Origin of the sequence: Pseudomonas fluvialis (genome assembly GCF_014207935.1) — a bacterium.
GTDB classification, from domain to species: domain Bacteria; phylum Pseudomonadota; class Gammaproteobacteria; order Pseudomonadales; family Pseudomonadaceae; genus Aquipseudomonas; species Aquipseudomonas fluvialis_A.
The window spans coordinates 862,612-879,385 of the sequence record NZ_JACHLL010000001.1 but is presented as its reverse complement, the minus strand read 5'-3'; the positions used below and the strand labels follow the sequence as shown (position 1 = coordinate 879,385).

Below are 16,774 nucleotides of genomic sequence, written 5' to 3'. Positions count from 1 at the left end.
TGGCTGTGCAGTGCCTTGTGGATAAGCTGTGCGGCCTGGGCTACAGCCCAGTCCAGGCGCAGGCTCTGGCCGTCTGGCTGTTAATTAACCAATTCACCAGGGCGCAGCTATCATTGGTTTGTTGGCACGTTCGTTCAGGCTGACCTTTACTGGCAGGGTCCATCTGACGCCGGAGGTTCCATGCAGACACGTGTGTATCTGATGCTGGGCACAGTGAGCGCCGCCCTGGCGGTTGGCGCCAGTCTGTGGTTCACCGCCACTCCTCCGGCCACGCCGAGCGTGCCATCGACTGCCACGGTTGCCGGGGGGCAGACCACTGCAACGCCTCAGTCTTCTGCGGCGGAACCGGCGGATACTGCGCCGCTAGCCGGTCTGCCTGATCCGGCAGCGGTCAGGGCCTATGAGGCCCGGCAGGTCTTTCATGAGCAGTACCGGCAGTTCATGGCGACGGCAGATCAACTGCTCGCGTCCCAGCGCGACGAGCAGGCCCAGGCGCTGGCGCTGGCCATCGATGAGCGTGAGGCGCAGGGCGAGCTGGCGCTCAGTGAGGCCTTGTTGTTGCAGCTGGGCCTGATCAAGGCCACCAACCCGGATGAGACGGCGCAGAAGGCCGCCGCCGAAGCGTTGGTGGCCCGTTACCAGGCGCGCAGTGCCGCGCGTGAAGCTCAGCGCCCGGTGCAGGCGGATCAGCGCTTTGTGGCCTACAAGGAGCGGGAAAAGGCCATCGTCAGCGAAGTGCTGGCGCTGCAGAGCATTCCGGGTGGGTTGAGCCGGGATGAGTATCTGCGCCAGCGCCTTCAGGAGGCCCGCGAGCAGAGTTATCAGTAGTGGTATGACACAAGAGAAGGGGGCCTCAAGGCCCCCTTCTTGTTGGCTGACCGGCTGTCAGAGCAGCTGGTCGAGTGTGTAGTAGAGCAGGTTGAACGGTTTGTTGCGGTCGGCGACGTCGCTGGACTCCGAGGCGTCCATGACCGGGCCGCTGCCTTCCATGACGTTGTTGATGAAGTGATCGAGCTGCAGGTTCTGCTCCTGAATATCCGAGTTGGCGAACTCGATGATGCTGGTGCAGTGGCTCTCGTTCACGGCCCGGTACTGCGGCAGATAGCTGCCCACATTCGGCAGGTTGGCCAGCTCGTTGCGCAGGCGCTGGGTATCCACACCCCACTTGGCATGGATCAGCGCCTCCTTGGCAGCCTGGGTCGGTGCGTTGGCGATTTCCGGGTAGAACCGCTCATAGGAGTAGGACGAGTAGTTGAGGTCCTGCCAGAAGTGCGTGTGCCCCATGCGGTCTCCCGGCAGCGTGGCGGAGAGCGCCGGGTACAGGGTGCCCAGATTCTGCGGGTCCACACCCGGCACGCGTGCCTGCAGGTACTGCAGCGGGCCGTTGTCCAGGCCCCAGGCACTGCGGATCAGGTTCTGCAGCGGCAGTGACGGGTAGCTGGCACTGTCGCCGTTGCGGGGCGCGGTGAACACCGGACCGGAGTCGTTGATCATGTAGCTGCGGGTGGGCGCAATGTCCTGGCGCAGGGCCGCGTAGTTGGTCAGGCTGCCGGCGCCGCCGGCGCTGCAGCCGGTGGTCAGCATCTGTCCGGGACGTGGCAGGTTGTCCTTCATCCAGCCGACGATTGCCCGCATGTTGCGCAGACCGTTGTGGTGCCATACCAGCGGTGGTTTCTGGTTCTGCGGGTCGTTGTACACCGCTACCTTGTCGCCGGAGTAGATATCACCGGTGCAGTAAGGCACGTAGACCATGTTCCAGTTCTGGCTCTTGGTGCGGGTCCAGGGGTGCAGGCGTACCACGAACGGACTGGCCAGACTGGCGCCGGGATTGAGCAGGCTCATGTAATCGTCCGGAATGCCATTGGGGTTGCGTGCGCCGCGGATGCCCGTGAGGCCGCTGCAGCTCTCGTAGTCCCAGCAGGCGCCGCCGCCCTCCAGGTAAAAAATGGTGTTGCTGGTGTTGGGCACGCGGTTGACGAAGAACTTGTAGGGCGAGCCATCGCCGCACACGGCACCGGTTTGCGGCGCCAGCTCAACCTTCTGCCAGGCGTAATAGTTAGCGGGCTTGAAGCCGCTGTTGAAACCCGAGGGATTGCCCAGCAGGGGGTAGGGGCCAACGCGCTGTTCAGCGCTGACCGGGTTATCCGCCGATGGTGGGGAGCTGAGGTTGAGCAGGGTTTTCCAGAAGCTGTAGTCACCGGTTTCCGCATGGGCCAGTGGGGCGCCCAGCGTGGCAGAGCTGATGCAGCAGGCCAGTAGCAATCGTTGCATGGTGAAGCCCTCATCTTGTTATTGTCTGCAGGGTTGGCTGAAGGCAGGACGGCCGACCCTGTGCTGTACCGCTTCATGTGCGGCGCATCTGGCACGCTAGTGCATGATTTGGACTATGCCAGTGCGCTGGCCGGAACCCGACTTTGGATCGGCCTGCTGACCGCGCCGGCAACCGACGAGGGCGCTGCAGTCATTGCCAGCGACCGATCCAGCCCGCAGGATGCGCGCCTGCTCGGGGTGAGGAGGTAGGTCGGTGAATCTGCTGGTTCGACTGTTTTGGTTGGCGTTGCGCGTCTGGTGTCGCGTGCCGCGGGATGTGCACGCGGTTTCGCGGCTGCACTTTCGGGTCTGGCTGCACGACCTGGGCTGGCGCGACCATTTGCCCAATTACCGTTTCATGAGCTTCTTCGAGCTGGGTCGCTTCGACTTCTGGCATGCCAGCCGTTTGCCATTTCGGCGGCGCTACCGCACGCGGCTGATAGCGGCTCAGGAGGTGGTTTACCTGCGTCCGATTGCCCCTTTGGCGCGCTTTTCCTGCAGCACTCGGTTATTGGGGTGGGATGAGAAGTACTGCTACTTCCTGCATCAGGTGCACTGCGGGGAGACGCTGATGGCCGTGGGCCTGGTCAAGGAGGTCTGTCTTTGGGGAGGGCGTGTGGTGTCGCCCGCACAGGTGTTGCAGTTACCCGCTCAGGATGTGCCGGTGATGCAGCAGTGGCAGCGCCTGCAGGATGAGCTGAAGACGCTGTGCTGAGGTGTCAGGGTGTTGCCGGTGTCTGTGCCTGTGGTGCCAATGGCGTCGGCCGTGCAGGCAACTCGCCCTTGGCTTCCAGTGACCATTTCTGCAGCTCGGTGACGCGCTTGCGGCTGCTGACCTGAGCCTGGTCGATGGCTTCGCTGTAATCGCTCAGCCAGCTGCGCGAGCCCGGCAGCATATTGGCCAGATCGCGCATGCCGTTTTTCAGGCCATCCATGACTTGCTGGTAATCCTTTTCCTGCGCCTGCAGCACCAGTGATACGCGGCCAACGCTGCTCTTGTCGTCAATCGGCGCATGCAGGCCGGTGAACTGGTTGGCTTTGAGGCTGGCCAGCTGTTCGTCCTGCATGGCCACCAGTCGCTCCAGGCGTTCGACGCTCTTTTCCAGCGTCGCCACGCGCTGTTCCATGGCCTGAACGTTATCCACAGAGAGCACTTCGCTTTCGACACCCAGGCTGCTGATCAGGCTCATCACCAGCCAGACCAGCAAGGCAAAGCCACCCACCAGGCTGACTACCCACAGCCAGATGCGGTCGGACTTTTCCTCATGTTCGAGCAGCTCGATGCGCTCTTCTTCACTGAGGCTGCTGTCGCTGGCTTCTTCCTGCTCTTTCATGGCTCGCTCCGGGCCTTGGCAAAATGGCGGCGCCTTTTAATTGACGATAGCAGAGTTATCCACCGGCCCCGTCGCGAGCTCGCCTGCGCTAGGGTATAAAGCCATCCCCCAGCAGAGGAGCCATATCGTGGAAGAAGTCATCGAACAGCTGCGCGAACTCAATGAGCCGGTGCCGGTTGCGCTGGAGCTGCCGGACGAGGAAACCCTGGTGGAAATCCAGGAAGAAATCCTTATCCACCTGCCGTTCGAGCTGCGCGAGTTTCTGCTCAAGGTCAGTGATGTGGTCTATGGCCGCCTGGAGCCGGTGACCGCCAGCGATCCGCAGTCGCACACCTACCTGCCGGAAGTCGCCTCGGTGGCCTGGGATCGTGGCCTGCCGCGCGATCTGGTTCCGCTGTGTCAGGACGGTCGTGACTACTACGCCGTGGACGTCGAGGGCCAGGTCTGGCTGTGGGACGGCAGCGAGGGCGAGCTGACCGACGAGAGCTGGGATTCGGTCTGGCACTGGTGTCGGGATGTCTGGCTGGAAAGCTGACCGACGCTGAACAGGGAGCGTGAATCATGGATGAATCGACCGTACCGCGTTGGCTGCGCGTATGGGCCCAGTTGCCGCGCGAGGTGCGTGGCCAGCTGAGCAAGCTGCTCTTGGTCTGCTTGCTGTTCGGCGTCCTGTTGCTGATGTATGCCTCGGTCATGCTTTTTGCCGGAGGGATGCGGCTGGTGGAGTGGCTGCAGGAGCAGCCCTCACCCTATGCCGTGATGGATGACCGCTACTTCACCTACTGCCTCGGTCAGGTGGAAGCGCTGCGCCAGGCGGCGGTCGAGCTGCAACGCCGCGAGAGCACCCCGGGCGTAGCCAGCGACAGCGCCTATGCCAGCTGGCACTCGCTATCCCAGCGTTTTGAGCGCGACTGCTCCGGCCGCCATTGGCCGGGCCAGGGCGTGCCGGAGAGTCCCGTGGACTGGCTGCCGCACCTGGGCCTGACCGCTCAGGACTGGCCGGCTTCGGTGCCGACCCGTCCTGACGAGTAGCCGGATCAGGCTGGTTCGGTGCTGGCGGGTGTCTCGCTGGTGGTTTTGCCGCGCCACTCCTTCAGCAACTGCCCTACCTTGTAGCCGCGCCAGCCGAGCATGCAGCTGGCGGTCAGCACGCCGGCCATCAGCGCGCCACCCACGCCGGCGGTGACGGTGTCGGCGCCGGTCAGGTAGAGGCCCTTGATCGGCGTCTGGCTGTGGATCCAGTGCTGGTCGAAGCGCTGCACCGTGTGCTCGATGCCGTAGATCTCGCCCTGCTCGTTCCACTGGAACCATTCGGTGGACAACGGCGTGCCCAGCTCGCAGAAATCCAGGTGTTCACGCAGCTGTGGCTGGAAGCGGTAGAGGGTTTCCAGCAACTGCTCGGTGAGTTTGGCCTTGAACGCTTCGTAGTCCTCGCCGCGTTTGCCCCAGGTGCTGCCTTTCCACTGGGCGAACCATTCCGGCAGGGTCGCTGCGACGATCTCCACCGTGGCCTTGTGCGGGTAGCGCGCATCCCAGGACGGATCCTTGGCCGAGGGGAAGGAGATGTAGATCAGCGGCATCGTCTCGCTCTGCCGGCTTTCGAAGGCCTGCACGTTGCCGTCGTGATCGGCCGAGGGGTAGACCCAGTAGTTGGTCTTCGGCAGGCCCAGCTCGCTGGCGCTGCCCTTGAAGCCGGCATACAGGCAGAGGGTGGCGGCGGACAGTTCCACCTGCTTGAGGTTGGTCAGCAGGCCTGCCGACTCGGCGGCTTCGCGCGGCACCAGGCGGGTATAGGTCGGCACCAGCCCGGCGCAGCTGACGATCTGCGGCGCGCGCAGTTCGACGCCGTCCTTCTGCAGGCGCACGCCCACGGCGCGGCCGTTCTCGATCAGGATCTTGTCCACGCCGGCGTAGGTGAACACCTGACCGCCGGCGGCCTCGATCACCGGGATGATGGTCTCGGCCATGCTCACCGCGCCGCCCACCGGGTAGTTGCCGCCGGTGATGTAGTGCTTGGCCACCATGGCGTGCATGAGGAAGGACGACTCGCTCGGCGGCAGGCCGTAGTCCCCCCACTGGGCGGTGAGCGCGCCGATCAGTTGCTCGTTGCGGGTCAGCCCTTCGAGCACTTCGCGGGTGCTCTTGAAGCAGTAGTCCGGCATCCACCAGCGGCGCAGCTTGGCGTAGAGCAGACCGAGGGTGCGCGGCATGGCCTGACCGGCGAAGAACTTCGGTACCCGTGCGCTGACCTCGCTGAGCAGCTCGACATAACGGTCGATGGCGGCCGCCTCGCCGGGGAAGTGGCGCTTCATCTCGGCCTTGAACTGCTCGCGGCCGGCGACGTAGTCGATCACCTGCTCGCCCAGCACGATACGGTCGTAATGGTCGTCCATCGGCGCCCAGTGCAGGTTGCCGTCGCTGATCACGTCGAACACCCGGCGGATCACCGACCAGGGTTTGTGCACCTCGCCGATGTAGTGCACGCCAACGTCCCACTCGTAGCCTTCGCGCTCGTAGCTGTGGGTGTAGCCGCCGGCGGTGTAGTGCTGCTCCAGCACGCAGACGCGCTTGCCCAGCTTGCTCAGCAGCGCGGCGGTGGTCAGGCCGCCAATGCCCGAGCCGATGATGATGGCGTCGTAGTTGTCTTGGGCGAGGCGGGTGCGGAAGCGGGTGCCAGTGCGTTTCATGGAAGGATCTCCGGGCGGATGTTGTTCTTGTTATGCAATGTTTTGCATATTAGGTGCGCCCGGGAGATTTATGCAACTTCTTGCATAGTCCGTATACTGCCAAGCACTTCCCGCCTTATGCCGAATCTGCGTCCATGTCCCTCAAGCACGCCATCCTCATTCTTCTCGAAAGCGAACCGGGCAGCGGCTACGATCTGGTCAAGCGCTTCAAGGCCGGGCTTGGCTACTTCTGGAACGCCAAGCACCAGCAGGTCTATCTGGAGCTGAAGAAGCTGAGCGAGGCCGGCTGGCTGGCCTTCGAGGAAGAGGCGCAGGACAGCCGGCCGGACAAGAAGGTCTACCGCCTGACTCCGGCAGGCCACGCCGAGCTGCTGCGCTGGCTGAGTGAGCCGGTGGCACCGAACCGGATCAACGATGCCCTGCTGGTCAAACTCTACGGCGGTACGCTGACCGACGAAGCCAACCTGCGCGAGGAGATGGCCCGGCACGTGGCCATTCACCTCAAGACCCTGGACAGCCTGCAGGCCATCGAGCGCGAACTGCTTGCCCTGCCCGAGGCCGAGCGACTGGCCTGGCGCCTGCCCTATCTGACCCTGCGCCGCGGCATTCTCGGCGAGCAAGCCTGGCTGGCCTGGGCCGACGAAGTGGCGCAGACCCTGCGCAGTGCCGACTGATCGGCAGTTCTGCCAATCCATCTGTGACGGGTTCTGCGCTTGCGTCATTTGTGCCTGTCGAGTGGCGCGGTGGCCGCGAATAATCGGACTTAATACTGCCGTGTGGCAGGCCGGGGTGGTCGACCCCGGAGAGCGCTGATTGTCGAGAGGTTTCCCATGATTCAGGCACGTCGTCTGCTGCTGGCTCTGGCCGTGGCATCCACCAGCTCCCTGAGCGTACCGGCCTGGGCGCTGGGGATTGGCGAAGTTCATGTGCAGTCGGCCCTGAGCCAGCCGCTGCGCGCACAGATCCCGCTGAGCGATGTCGGCGACCTGGGTGCCGGCGAGGTGCTGGTGCGTCTGGCCTCGGCCGAGGACTATCTGAAGGCCGGGATCGAGCGCAGTCAGTTCCTCGGTGATCTGCAGTTCAGCCCCGAGCTCCGCGCCGCGGGCGGCAGCGTGATCCGCGTGACCTCGCGCCAGCCGGTGCGTGAGCCCTACCTCAACCTGCTGCTGGAAGTGACCTGGCCCAACGGTCGCCAGCTGCGCGAATTCAACCTGCTGCTCGACCCGCCCAGCTACAGCTTCCAGGCCCCTGTTGCCTCGCCGGTCGTGGCCAGCACAGTGCGCCAGGCCGTGTCGGCCCCGGCATCCGTGCCTGCACCGCAGCAAGCGCCGGCAAACAGCAGCGGCCCGCAGCTGGGCAGCCAGTACCAGACCCGCGAAAACGACCGCCTGTGGGACATCGCCCGCGCCATTCGTGGCCCGCAGGCCACGCCGCAGCAGGCCATGCTGGCGATTCAGCGGCTCAACCCGCAGGCGTTCGATGGCGGCAACATCAACCGCCTCAAGCGCAACCAGACCCTGCAGCTGCCGACCGCCGAGCAGATGCAGCAGCACTCGGCCAGCGAGGCGCTGGCGCAGGTCGAACAGCAGCACCAGAGCTGGCGCGCGCCGTCCGCACCGGCGCAGATGGATGCGACCCGGCGTACCGCTGCAGCGGCGGCTCCCGCATCGGTGGCCAAGGGTGACACGCTCAGTCTGGTAGGCGCCTCGACAGCCAAGGGCGCAGCGGATGCCGCGCAGGGCAAAGACCAGGCTGGCACCAGCAAGGCGCTCAAGGAGCAGCTGGCACTGACCCAGGAAGGGCTGGACCAGGCCCGCCGCGAGCGGGAGGAGCTGAACAGCCGCATCGCCGACCTGCAGTCGCAGCTGGACAAGCTGCAGCGGCTGGTGCAGCTCAAGGACAGTCACCTGGCGCAGTTGCAGGCACGTCTGGCGGAGGCAGACAGGGTGGCCCAATCGGCTAAGCAGCTGACTCAGAAAGAGGCTGCCCAGACCAACTGAGCGTTGCTCGGGGTTTTCAGGGTTCGCCGGGCAGCGGCGTCGCCATTGCTCCGATCATGAGCCAAGGCCATCAAACCGGGCTTCATTCAGGCCTGTCCACACAGGCCTGTGCGCTCATTGGTGGGTGACCCAATTGTCGGTGCCGCGCGCGGCCTGTTTGCAGTGGCGAAGTTGATATTCAGTGCCGTATCGATGTTGTCAGGAAAGGATTAATTACTATCTAGGTTTGTAATTAATCCTTTTTATTTTATCTATGCGCTGTCATTTGACTCTGGTAGATTTCACCGCTACTCGCCATGAGTGGCCGTGCATTTATATGTTGCCATTCAAACTGCTATATAAGTTTTAAGTGTGGCGAATTATTAAATTAAAAATATAAAGTACACAATCTGATCGGCTCCAATCACCTACTGAGGGAATAGTTGTGAAATCGAAAAGTTTTAAAAACTTCATTGCTGCAGCGGCTACAGTTCTTGTCTCGGTTGGCGCCCAGGCAACGGTAATCGACTTTGAGTCGACCGGTACTCCCCGCAATTACAACGCCCTTGACTATGCAGTCGATGGATTCGTCTTCAACCAGACAATGGACAACGTCGATATCAGTGCCGGCGCTCCTTGGGCGGGTAATGGCCCTGCGCACAGTGGCAGTTTTGCTGCGCTGAACAACTACGGTGGTATTGGCGAAATTACCAAGGCTGGTGGCGGAACTTTCTCCTTTGAAAGCCTGTGGTTGAAGAGCTGGTATAACCAGCAAATCAGCGGCACCATTACTGGCCTGTTCCAAGGGACCGAAGTGGGCAGTATCAGCGGCGTATTCAACGGCTGGACACTGTTCAGCGGCAACTTCACCGGCATCGATACCCTGCGGATTTCCACTAACAGCATTTTCCTGGTGGATGATATTTCCCTGGATTCGGTGGTGAGTCCTGTGCCTGAGCCGGAAACCTATGCACTGCTGCTGGCGGGTCTGGGTCTCATGGGTGTGGCTGCCCGTCGTCGCAAGCAACAGGAAATGGCCGTCTGATCCTCAGGTACTCCATCTCAAAACGGGAGCTTCGGCTCCCGTTTTGTTTGTCCGGCAGTTATCACGCGAACGTCCGGGCTCTGGTCTCCCCTTCGCTCGACGATTTTTCGTACAGAACCAAGAATCCTGTGCTGACAAGGCAACAAGAGCAGCATATGACTCGAGGTAGGATTTCGTTCTGGTCGTGTGTGTGTCTGAGCCCAGTTGGCTGGTGCAGGGTTTATTCACTGAAGTGGAAGAGGGCAGCCGGATCGGCCGGGCGGTGATTGGCTTTGATCGTCATGTCAGTAGCATGGACATTCAGTTGCAGGTCAGTGACCTGAGCCTTGCGCCGCCCATCAGTCCGTCTCTGTTTCTCGGGACGGTCAAGGAGCCGAGCAAATTGCCCGGCGCTATCGTGACCTGAAATTCCTATATCGCGGCCGCCAAGTTTGCTCTGGATAAACAGGCCGCCCGATAGGATATCGAGCTAGCGGCACATGCGATTTTCGAAAGGGTGCTGCAGTTCCGCGCCGAGGTTGCGGTCAGTCGTTAGGGGCCCAGTAATGGTCTGGTGACGGTGGGTCAGGTAGTGCGTTTCCAGATCGGCGGTACGATTTTCCGCGCCAAATCATCCATGATGGAAATGAGTGGACAGATTTACTTTCCCGGCTGGAGAGGGCTGATTAATCGGTTTCCTTTTCCGAAATTGAATATTTTTCTTTGCCAAAGGATAGCGTTGTGCTTGGATTTATTAAGTATGCTTTTTCTAGCGTTTATTCGTATTTCCTTGCCCCGCTTATTTCTGTAATTTTGTTTGCTGCTACAGTTAGGCTTGGTGCTTTCTTTGGAGGAGCAGAATCAATATTGCTTTATCCTGGTATTTTTCTAGGCGGGGTTGTGGCTTTGTTTTTCATCTTGGCGGCTGCGCTCTATTGGGGTAGTTGTTGGGTTTTCCTAGGTTTTTTGTTATTGGTTTTACTTGATATATCGATAATTTACATGGTAGGTAGTGTGATTCTGAGTTGGCTGTGGGTTCCGGTGAATTTTTTGTTCTCGTATTGGATCTATTCGGCTAAGCGATGAAATGGAGGATTAGCCGGAGGCGTAATCAGCCGAGCAATATATCGGCCCGCATCATGCGCTGTGCCGCCCCGCCAACCAGCAGCACCCTGTAGAGGCAAGCACAGATCAGCGCGGGTCAAATGACCCGCCCTACAAGGCTTACCCACAGGTCGAGCACGGGTCAAATGAAAAATCGAACAACTCTAGAAGTAATCACCTTCAATAGAACAAGAATCCCCCCCAAAAAAAAGCCAACACCTATAGAAAATCCACGGCCAAAGCTAGCAGAAGACCTAAGGAATATGACTTCAGAAATATCGAGACCTCTTACAGAAGACAAAACCAAATAAACCACGCAAACTGAAAAGCCAGAGAAAATCATAAAAAACGATAGCGAAGCTTGTTTTTCTTTTCTAGCAAATGAAATGAGGAATATTAAAACAGCATTCACAGCCACAAAGAGCATTCCCATTACTTGTTTATGATCAAGAGGAAAGAAATCAATCATCGACTTTACAATCTCCACTCCCGCCACCATCCTTATCATCCTTACACTCAGGCTTTTTCTTGCGATTAGTTATACAAGTTGCAAGCTTATATGCGCCGTCAGCTTTATTAAAAGACTTCGCACCATGAGCTAAAACCTGCCCCATCGTTCGCCAGATATATCCAGAAAAACCACGCCCAACCAAATCAGTAGCTTTATCCTGGGTCGGATCAAAGTAATCCGCAATGCATTTTGCTATACACTTATCACACTTAGGAATAAGCGGATTTGGAAGAACACCCGCCGCATATTCTGCCGTTGCGCACTCCGCAGGATCGCTACCATCAGTCTTGCATATATAAATCTGCGGAAACTTATCTTCATTGCCCGGATGAGCCTTGTAGGGCGGGTCACAGACCCGCGCTATTCGGTGCGCATAAGCCAATCCATGGCTAATGGCTAATAGGGGGAAGACCACGTTTTCTCTCTGCTTAAATCGTGGTCTGTCCCCTATTACTTTTGGCCGGTATGGAGGCGAGGCAGAGATGTTCCCTGTGTGCTGTTCCATCTCTGGCGTATGCCCTGTAGCGCGACCCTAGCCCGGTGGCGGGCGGCAGGTAAACCGGGCTTCAGTCGTGCCACTCGCGGCCGGCCAGTTCCAGCAGGCTCTGGGCCTGCTCCGGGCCGTTGCTGCCGGCGGGGTAGGGACGCGAGTTGGGGTAGTAGCTGTCCCAGCCCGAGAGGATGGGGTCGACCCAGGCCCAGGCGGCTTCCACCTCGTCGCGGCGCATAAAGAGCGTCGAGTCGCCCTCGATCACGTCCAGCAGCAGGCGCTCGTAGGCGTCCCAGCGACGCTTCTGCGGGAATACCTGAGCCAGGTTCAGGTCCAGCTCCATGGGCGTCAGGCGCATGCCCTTGCCGGGGCTCTTGCCCATCAGCTGCAGGCTGATGCGTTCCTCCGGCTGCAGGCGGATCAGTAGGCGGTTGGCCTGGCTGCCGTCGAACAGGCGGTGCGGCACCGGCTTGAACTGGATGACGATCTCCGAGCATTTCCTCGCCATGCGCTTGCCGGTGCGCAGGTAGAAGGGCACGCCGGCCCAGCGCCAGTTGTCGATTTCGGCCTGCACGGCGACGAAGGTTTCGGTGTCGCTGTCGTTGTCGACGTTCTTCTCGAAGTAGTAGGCCGGCACTTCCTGGCCGCCGATATGGCCGGCGCTGTACTGGCCGCGCACGGTCTTGTCCTGCACGTCGAGGCCGCTGATCGGCTTGAGCGCCTGGAGGATCTTCACCTTTTCGTTGCGCACCGATTCGGCGTCGAAGTGCACCGGCGCTTCCATGGCTACCAGGCAGAGCAGTTGCAGCAGGTGGTTCTGCAGCATGTCGCGCATGGCGCCGGTGTGGTCGTAGTAGGCGCCACGGTTTTCCACGCCGAGGGTTTCGCTCACGGTGATCTGCACGTGGTCGATGTGGCCGGCGCGCCATACCGGCTCGAACAGGGCGTTGGCAAAGCGCAGCGCCATGAGGTTCTGCACCGTCTCCTTGCCCAGGTAGTGGTCGATGCGGAAGACCTGCGATTCCTCGAACACCCGGCCAATGGAGCGGTTGATCTCGCGGGCAGACTCCAGCGAGTGGCCGATCGGCTTTTCCAGCACGATGCGCGTGTGCGGGCCGGCGAGGCCTGCGTTGTGCAGGTGCTCGGCAATGGGCTCGAAGAGGTCGGGGGCGGTGGCCAGGTAATAGACGCGCCCGCGCTGGCAGCCATCGCCCAGCCATTTACCGAGGCGGTTGAAGTCGGCGCTCTGGCTGAGGTCCATGCTGAAGTAGTCGATGCGCGCGGCAAAGCCCTGCCAGGTGTCGTTGTCGAATTCGCTGCGCGCTACCTGAGCGCGGCAGTTGCGCTCGGCCAGCGCCAGGTAGGCGTCGCGGCTGAGGCTGTCGAGGGCGGCGGTGTGGATGCGCATGTCGCCGGGCAGGCGACCTTCGCGGTGCAGGTGATAGAGCGCCGGCAGTAGCTTGTGCAGGGACAGGTCACCGGTACCGCCGAGCACCAGCATGTCGCAAGGGGGCGTATTCACGAGCTTCTCCACCGCGGTGCCGAGCCGCGGTACTAAGGAATTCGAGGTTGCTTGACGGATTCATGTAGTATAACTACATAAGAACTACATTCCGGCTTTGCCGATCATAACCGAGTCCCGCCCGTGAACCTTCTGCAGCATATCGCCCAGTCTCGTGAGGAGCTGCGCAAATCCGAACTCAAGGTCGCCGAGCATGTGCTGGCCGACCCTTCTGCGGTGATGCACAGCTCCATGGCCGACCTGGCCCACGAAGTGGGCGTCAGCGAGCCGACCATCGTGCGCTTCTGCCGTGCCATCGGCTGCGCCGGGTTTCAGGACCTCAAGCTCAAGCTGGCGCAGAGCCTGGCCTCGGGGTCGAGCTTCGGCCAGTTCTCGATCAGCGAAGGCGACTCGGTGGCCGATGTCAGCCTGAAGATCTTCGATGCCACCCTGCACACCCTGATCGAGGTGCGCGAGCACCTGGACACCAGCGCCGTGGAGCGCGCGGTGCAGGCCATCGCCGCGGCCAAGCAGGTCAACTTCTATGGCTTCGGCGCTTCCGGCGCGGTGGCGGCCGATGCCCAGCACAAGTTCTTCCGTCTGCTGCTCTCGGCCGCGGCCTACTCCGACCCGCACATGCAGGCGATGTCGGCGGTTACCCTGCAGCCGGGCGATGTGGCCATCTGCATCTCTCAGTCGGGACGCTCCAAGGACCTGCTGATCACCGCCAACCTGGTGCGCGAAAGCGGGGCCACGCTGATCGCCCTGTGTCCGGGGCAGACGCCGCTGGCCGATCTGGCCACGGTCAACCTCGCCATCGACGTGCAGGAAGACACCGACATCTACACCCCGCTCAGCTCGCGCATCGCCCACCTGGTGGTGATCGACGTGCTGGCCATGGGCGTGGCTATGGCCCGCGGCCCGGACCTGGTCAATCATCTCAAGAGCGTCAAGCGCAGCCTGCGCAGCCTGCGTCTGTCGCCCAAGAGCGTGCGCCACGACGACTGACATCGCGGCGTCACGGGCAATTCACGGGCCTGTCGACAAAGCGTCACCTGCGCGGTGGATGCTGGTGCTCCTGCCACTCGAAGGGGAGTACCTGCGATGTCCATGCATCATCAAGAACCGATCCTCGACAGCAAGACCCGTCGCAAGCTGGAAGACCAGCGCCGCATGGTCTATCGCCGGGCCATTGAGGATCGCGCCGAACTGCGCCGTCTGGAGAGCGAGTTCGACGACATTCCGCGCCAGATCGCTACTAACTACCTGAATCTGGCTCTGGCGCCCTTCCCGCGAAGCGCTCGCTGAGGGCGCTGATCTGCGCCCGCTCGGTGCGGATGAAATCGAGGAAGGCCTGCGCCACCGGTGACAGGCGTTTGCCGCGGGCGTGTACCGCGCACCAGGTGCGGTACAGCGGCAGCTCCTCCACCGGCAGCTCCTTGAGCAGTCCGGCGGCCAGCTCCAGCCCCACCGCGTGACGCGGCAGCAAGGCAATGCCCAGCCCGGCGACCACGCATTCGCGCAGCGCCTCCAGTGAGCTGACTTCCTGGGCGGCGGCGAAGTGCACGCGTTTCTGCTGGAAGTATTCCTCGCAGGCCTTGCGCGTGCCCGAGCCGCGCTCGCGCACCAGCAGCGGATAGCTTTCCAGGTCCTGCAGGCGCAGGGTTTCGGCCTGTGCCAGCGGGTGGCCGGGTGGTGCCACGGCGACAATCGGATTGTTGAGGAAGGGCAGGAACTCCAGGGCCATATCCGGCGGCACCAGCGACATGATCACCAGATCGTCGCGGTTGTCCGACAGGCGCTTGATCACCTGGGCGCGGTTGACCACGCTGAGGTTGAGGATGACCTCAGGGTTGTGCTGGCGAAAGGCGGCGAACAGGTGCGGCACGATGTACTTGGCGCTGGATTCCACCGCCAGGGTCAGCTGGCCCTGCAGCGAGCCCTGCATCTCGGAGAGCTGCATGTCGAGGCTTTCCAGGCGCTGGAAAATATCGCTGCTGGCGCGCCGCAGGGCCTCGGCGGCTTGGGTCAGGTAGAGCTTCTTGCCGATGTAGTCGAACAGCGGCTGCCCTACCAACTCTTCCAGTTGGCGAATCTGCAGGCTCACGGCCGGCTGGGTCAGCGCCATTTCCTCCGCGGCGCGGCTGTAGGAGCGGCTGTCGCACACCGCGCGGAAAACCTGAAGCTGGCGTAATGTCATTCGCATCAATGACTTGCGCATGTTGTTCGTCCCCGTCACGGTGGTTCTGGAGTCATATATTAGCCATTGCTAATGGCCAGCCCAATAAATATTGATTTTGGATTATCAGCCTGCCGGGCGTAGGGTATGACAAGACTGCCAGGCCCAAGGCGGTCACGCGCCGACCGTTTCGTCCGGTCGCCTGTTCACGTGAGCGAGGACCCAGGCTCGTGATCAAGAAAATCCTCATTGCCAACCGCGGCGAGATCGCCGTGCGCATCGTGCGCGCCTGCGCCGAGATGGGCATTCGTTCGGTGGCCGTCTACGCCGAAGCCGACCGCCATGCCCTGCATGTGAAGCGCGCCGACGAGGCGCACTGCATCAGCGAAGAGCCGCTGGCCGGCTACCTGAACCCGCGCAAGCTGGTCAATCTGGCGGTCGAGGCCGGTTGCGATGCGTTGCACCCGGGCTATGGCTTTCTCTCGGAAAACGCCGAACTGGCGGATATCTGCGCCGAGCGCGGGATCAAGTTTATCGGCCCGTCGGCCGAGGTCATCCGCCGCATGGGCGACAAGACCGAGGCCCGGCGCAGCATGATCAAGGCCGGGGTGCCGGTGACGCCGGGCACCGAGGGCAACGTGGCGGATATCGCCGAAGCCCTGCGCGAAGGTGACCGCATCGGCTACCCGGTGATGCTCAAGGCCACCTCCGGCGGTGGCGGCCGCGGTATCCGCCGCTGCAACAGCCGCGAGGAGCTGGAGCAGAATTTCCCGCGGGTGATTTCCGAGGCGACCAAGGCCTTCGGCTCGGCCGAAGTGTTCCTGGAAAAGTGCATCGTCAACCCGAAGCACATCGAGGCACAGATCCTCGCCGACAGCTTCGGCAACACCGTGCACCTGTACGAGCGCGACTGCTCGATCCAGCGCCGCAACCAGAAGCTCATCGAGATCGCCCCCAGCCCGCAGCTGACCCCCGAGCAGCGCGCCTACATCGGCGATCTGGCCGTGCGCGCGGCCAAGGCGGTGGGCTACGAGAACGCCGGCACCGTTGAGTTCCTGCTCGCCGAAGGCGAGGTGTACTTCATGGAGATGAACACCCGGGTGCAGGTGGAACACACCATCACCGAGGAAATCACCGGGCTGGACATCGTCCGTGAGCAGATCCGCATTGCCTCGGGCCTGCCCCTGTCGGTCAAGCAGGAAGACATCATCCACCGCGGCTATGCCCTGCAGTTCCGCATCAACGCCGAGGACCCGAAGAACAACTTCCTGCCGTCCTTCGGCAAGATCACCCGCTACTACGCCCCCGGCGGCCCCGGCGTGCGCACCGACACGGCGATCTACACCGGCTACACCATCCCGCCGTACTACGACTCGATGTGCCTGAAGCTGATCGTCTGGGCGCTGACCTGGGAAGAGGCGCTGGACCGTGGCCTGCGCGCGCTGGACGACATGCGCGTGCAGGGCGTGAAGACCACCGCGCCGTACTACCAGGAAATCCTGCGTAACGCGGAGTTCCGCAGCGGCGAGTTCAACACCAGCTTCGTTGAAAGCCATCCGGAACTGCTCGACTACTCGATCAAGCGCAACCCGTCCCACCTGGCGCTGGCCATTGCCACCGCCATTGCCGCCCACGCCGGCCTGTGAGGAGCACAA

At 61.8% G+C, this 16,774-nt stretch carries 19 protein-coding genes; 12 read left to right on the top strand and 7 right to left on the bottom strand.

Annotation, left to right across the window (positions count from 1 at the left end; translation table 11 throughout):
- Positions 1-180 precede the first annotated feature (180 nt).
- Positions 181-828 (top strand): hypothetical protein, encoded by a 648-nt coding sequence (locus tag HNP49_RS04060; RefSeq protein ID WP_184680807.1) that lies wholly within the window; start codon positions 181-183, stop codon positions 826-828.
- A 57-nt stretch (positions 829-885) separates the two neighbouring features.
- Here HNP49_RS04060 and HNP49_RS04055 read toward each other — a convergent pair whose 3' ends face one another.
- Positions 886-2,271: a pectin acetylesterase-family hydrolase gene (locus HNP49_RS04055; RefSeq protein ID WP_184680806.1), complete on the bottom strand. Its 1,386-nt coding sequence runs from the start codon at positions 2,269-2,271 to the stop codon at positions 886-888.
- Between the two features lie 253 nt (positions 2,272-2,524).
- On the opposite strand from HNP49_RS04055, the gene HNP49_RS04050 reads away from it, so the two are divergent.
- A complete protein-coding gene (locus tag HNP49_RS04050) occupies positions 2,525-3,025 on the top strand; it encodes an acyl-CoA thioesterase (RefSeq protein ID WP_184680805.1) in 501 nt (166 codons plus the stop codon).
- 4 nt (positions 3,026-3,029) lie between these two features.
- On the opposite strand, the gene HNP49_RS04045 is transcribed toward HNP49_RS04050, so the two are convergent.
- A complete protein-coding gene (locus tag HNP49_RS04045; protein WP_184680804.1) occupies positions 3,030-3,644 on the bottom strand; it encodes a hypothetical protein in 615 nt (204 codons plus the stop codon).
- A gap of 127 nt (positions 3,645-3,771) precedes the next feature.
- Between HNP49_RS04045 and HNP49_RS04040 the strand changes: the two genes are divergently transcribed.
- Complete coding sequence (locus HNP49_RS04040) at positions 3,772-4,179, top strand: SMI1/KNR4 family protein (RefSeq protein ID WP_184680803.1); 408 nt, start codon at positions 3,772-3,774, stop codon at positions 4,177-4,179.
- A 26-nt stretch (positions 4,180-4,205) separates the two neighbouring features.
- Positions 4,206-4,676 (top strand): hypothetical protein, encoded by a 471-nt coding sequence (locus HNP49_RS04035; protein ID WP_184680802.1) that lies wholly within the window; start codon positions 4,206-4,208, stop codon positions 4,674-4,676.
- A 5-nt stretch (positions 4,677-4,681) separates the two neighbouring features.
- Here the strand turns inward: HNP49_RS04035 and HNP49_RS04030 are convergent, their stop codons facing one another.
- The gene (locus HNP49_RS04030; RefSeq protein ID WP_184680801.1) at positions 4,682-6,331 is read right to left on the bottom strand and encodes an NAD(P)/FAD-dependent oxidoreductase; all 1,650 of its coding nucleotides are present in this window, start codon (positions 6,329-6,331) and stop codon (positions 4,682-4,684) included.
- 134 nt (positions 6,332-6,465) lie between these two features.
- On the opposite strand from HNP49_RS04030, the gene HNP49_RS04025 reads away from it, so the two are divergent.
- The 5 genes from HNP49_RS04025 (at position 6,466) to HNP49_RS04005 (ending at position 10,420) form a co-directional block, all read left to right on the top strand.
- The gene (locus HNP49_RS04025; protein ID WP_184680799.1) at positions 6,466-7,005 is read left to right on the top strand and encodes a PadR family transcriptional regulator; all 540 of its coding nucleotides are present in this window, start codon (positions 6,466-6,468) and stop codon (positions 7,003-7,005) included.
- 156 nt (positions 7,006-7,161) lie between these two features.
- Entirely contained in the window at positions 7,162-8,331 is a 1,170-nt protein-coding gene (locus HNP49_RS04020) for a FimV family protein (protein ID WP_184680798.1), read from the top strand.
- 424 nt (positions 8,332-8,755) lie between these two features.
- On the top strand, positions 8,756-9,355 hold the full coding sequence (locus HNP49_RS18530; RefSeq protein WP_221445048.1) for a PEP-CTERM sorting domain-containing protein: 600 nt from the start codon (positions 8,756-8,758) through the stop codon (positions 9,353-9,355).
- A 190-nt stretch (positions 9,356-9,545) separates the two neighbouring features.
- On the top strand, positions 9,546-9,761 hold the full coding sequence (locus HNP49_RS04010; RefSeq protein ID WP_184680796.1) for a DUF4410 domain-containing protein: 216 nt from the start codon (positions 9,546-9,548) through the stop codon (positions 9,759-9,761).
- A gap of 314 nt (positions 9,762-10,075) precedes the next feature.
- A complete protein-coding gene (locus HNP49_RS04005; RefSeq protein ID WP_184680794.1) occupies positions 10,076-10,420 on the top strand; it encodes a hypothetical protein in 345 nt (114 codons plus the stop codon).
- 160 nt (positions 10,421-10,580) lie between these two features.
- Here the strand turns inward: HNP49_RS04005 and HNP49_RS04000 are convergent, their stop codons facing one another.
- The 3 genes from HNP49_RS04000 to zwf form a co-directional block, all read right to left on the bottom strand.
- The gene (locus HNP49_RS04000) at positions 10,581-10,907 is read right to left on the bottom strand and encodes a hypothetical protein (protein WP_184680793.1); all 327 of its coding nucleotides are present in this window, start codon (positions 10,905-10,907) and stop codon (positions 10,581-10,583) included.
- Positions 10,900-11,364, bottom strand: a complete 465-nt coding sequence (locus tag HNP49_RS03995; RefSeq protein ID WP_184680792.1) for a hypothetical protein — start codon at positions 11,362-11,364, stop codon at positions 10,900-10,902. Before HNP49_RS03995 ends, HNP49_RS04000 begins: the two co-directional genes overlap by 8 nt.
- A 151-nt stretch (positions 11,365-11,515) precedes the next feature.
- Positions 11,516-12,940, bottom strand: coding sequence for a glucose-6-phosphate dehydrogenase (gene zwf / locus HNP49_RS03990; protein WP_221445097.1), 1,425 nt, complete (start codon positions 12,938-12,940; stop codon positions 11,516-11,518).
- Between the two features lie 144 nt (positions 12,941-13,084).
- Here zwf and hexR point away from each other — a divergent pair, with 144 nt between their 5' ends.
- The gene (gene hexR / locus HNP49_RS03985) at positions 13,085-13,948 is read left to right on the top strand and encodes a transcriptional regulator HexR (protein WP_184680789.1); all 864 of its coding nucleotides are present in this window, start codon (positions 13,085-13,087) and stop codon (positions 13,946-13,948) included.
- A 96-nt stretch (positions 13,949-14,044) separates the two neighbouring features.
- Positions 14,045-14,248, top strand: a complete 204-nt coding sequence (locus HNP49_RS03980) for a PA3496 family putative envelope integrity protein (protein WP_184680787.1) — start codon at positions 14,045-14,047, stop codon at positions 14,246-14,248.
- Here HNP49_RS03980 and HNP49_RS03975 read toward each other — a convergent pair.
- On the bottom strand, positions 14,199-15,146 hold the full coding sequence (locus HNP49_RS03975; protein ID WP_184681187.1) for a LysR family transcriptional regulator: 948 nt from the start codon (positions 15,144-15,146) through the stop codon (positions 14,199-14,201). The genes HNP49_RS03980 and HNP49_RS03975 overlap by 50 nt on opposite strands.
- Before the next feature lie 203 nt (positions 15,147-15,349).
- Here HNP49_RS03975 and HNP49_RS03970 point away from each other — a divergent pair, with 203 nt between their 5' ends.
- A complete protein-coding gene (locus HNP49_RS03970; protein ID WP_184680786.1) occupies positions 15,350-16,765 on the top strand; it encodes an acetyl-CoA carboxylase biotin carboxylase subunit in 1,416 nt (471 codons plus the stop codon).
- Positions 16,766-16,774: the final 9 nt, after the last annotated feature.

Excerpts from the sequence above, each read along its gene's own strand:
- zwf (WP_221445097.1), bottom strand. The coding sequence starts at position 12,940 with ATGCTGGTGCTCGGCGGTACCGGTGACCTGTCCCTGCACAAGCTACTG.
- HNP49_RS04060 (WP_184680807.1), top strand. The coding sequence starts at position 181 with ATGCAGACACGTGTGTATCTGATGCTGGGCACAGTGAGCGCCGCCCTG.
- HNP49_RS04030 (WP_184680801.1), bottom strand. The coding sequence starts at position 6,331 with ATGAAACGCACTGGCACCCGCTTCCGCACCCGCCTCGCCCAAGACAAC.
- HNP49_RS04000 (WP_184680793.1), bottom strand. The coding sequence starts at position 10,907 with ATGATTGATTTCTTTCCTCTTGATCATAAACAAGTAATGGGAATGCTC.
- HNP49_RS03975 (WP_184681187.1), bottom strand. The coding sequence starts at position 15,146 with ATGCGAATGACATTACGCCAGCTTCAGGTTTTCCGCGCGGTGTGCGAC.
- HNP49_RS03980 (WP_184680787.1), top strand. The coding sequence starts at position 14,045 with ATGTCCATGCATCATCAAGAACCGATCCTCGACAGCAAGACCCGTCGC.
- HNP49_RS04020 (WP_184680798.1), top strand. The coding sequence starts at position 7,162 with ATGATTCAGGCACGTCGTCTGCTGCTGGCTCTGGCCGTGGCATCCACC.
- HNP49_RS04035 (WP_184680802.1), top strand. The coding sequence starts at position 4,206 with ATGGATGAATCGACCGTACCGCGTTGGCTGCGCGTATGGGCCCAGTTG.
- HNP49_RS04045 (WP_184680804.1), bottom strand. The coding sequence starts at position 3,644 with ATGAAAGAGCAGGAAGAAGCCAGCGACAGCAGCCTCAGTGAAGAAGAG.
- HNP49_RS04055 (WP_184680806.1), bottom strand. The coding sequence starts at position 2,271 with ATGCAACGATTGCTACTGGCCTGCTGCATCAGCTCTGCCACGCTGGGC.
- HNP49_RS04025 (WP_184680799.1), top strand. The coding sequence starts at position 6,466 with ATGTCCCTCAAGCACGCCATCCTCATTCTTCTCGAAAGCGAACCGGGC.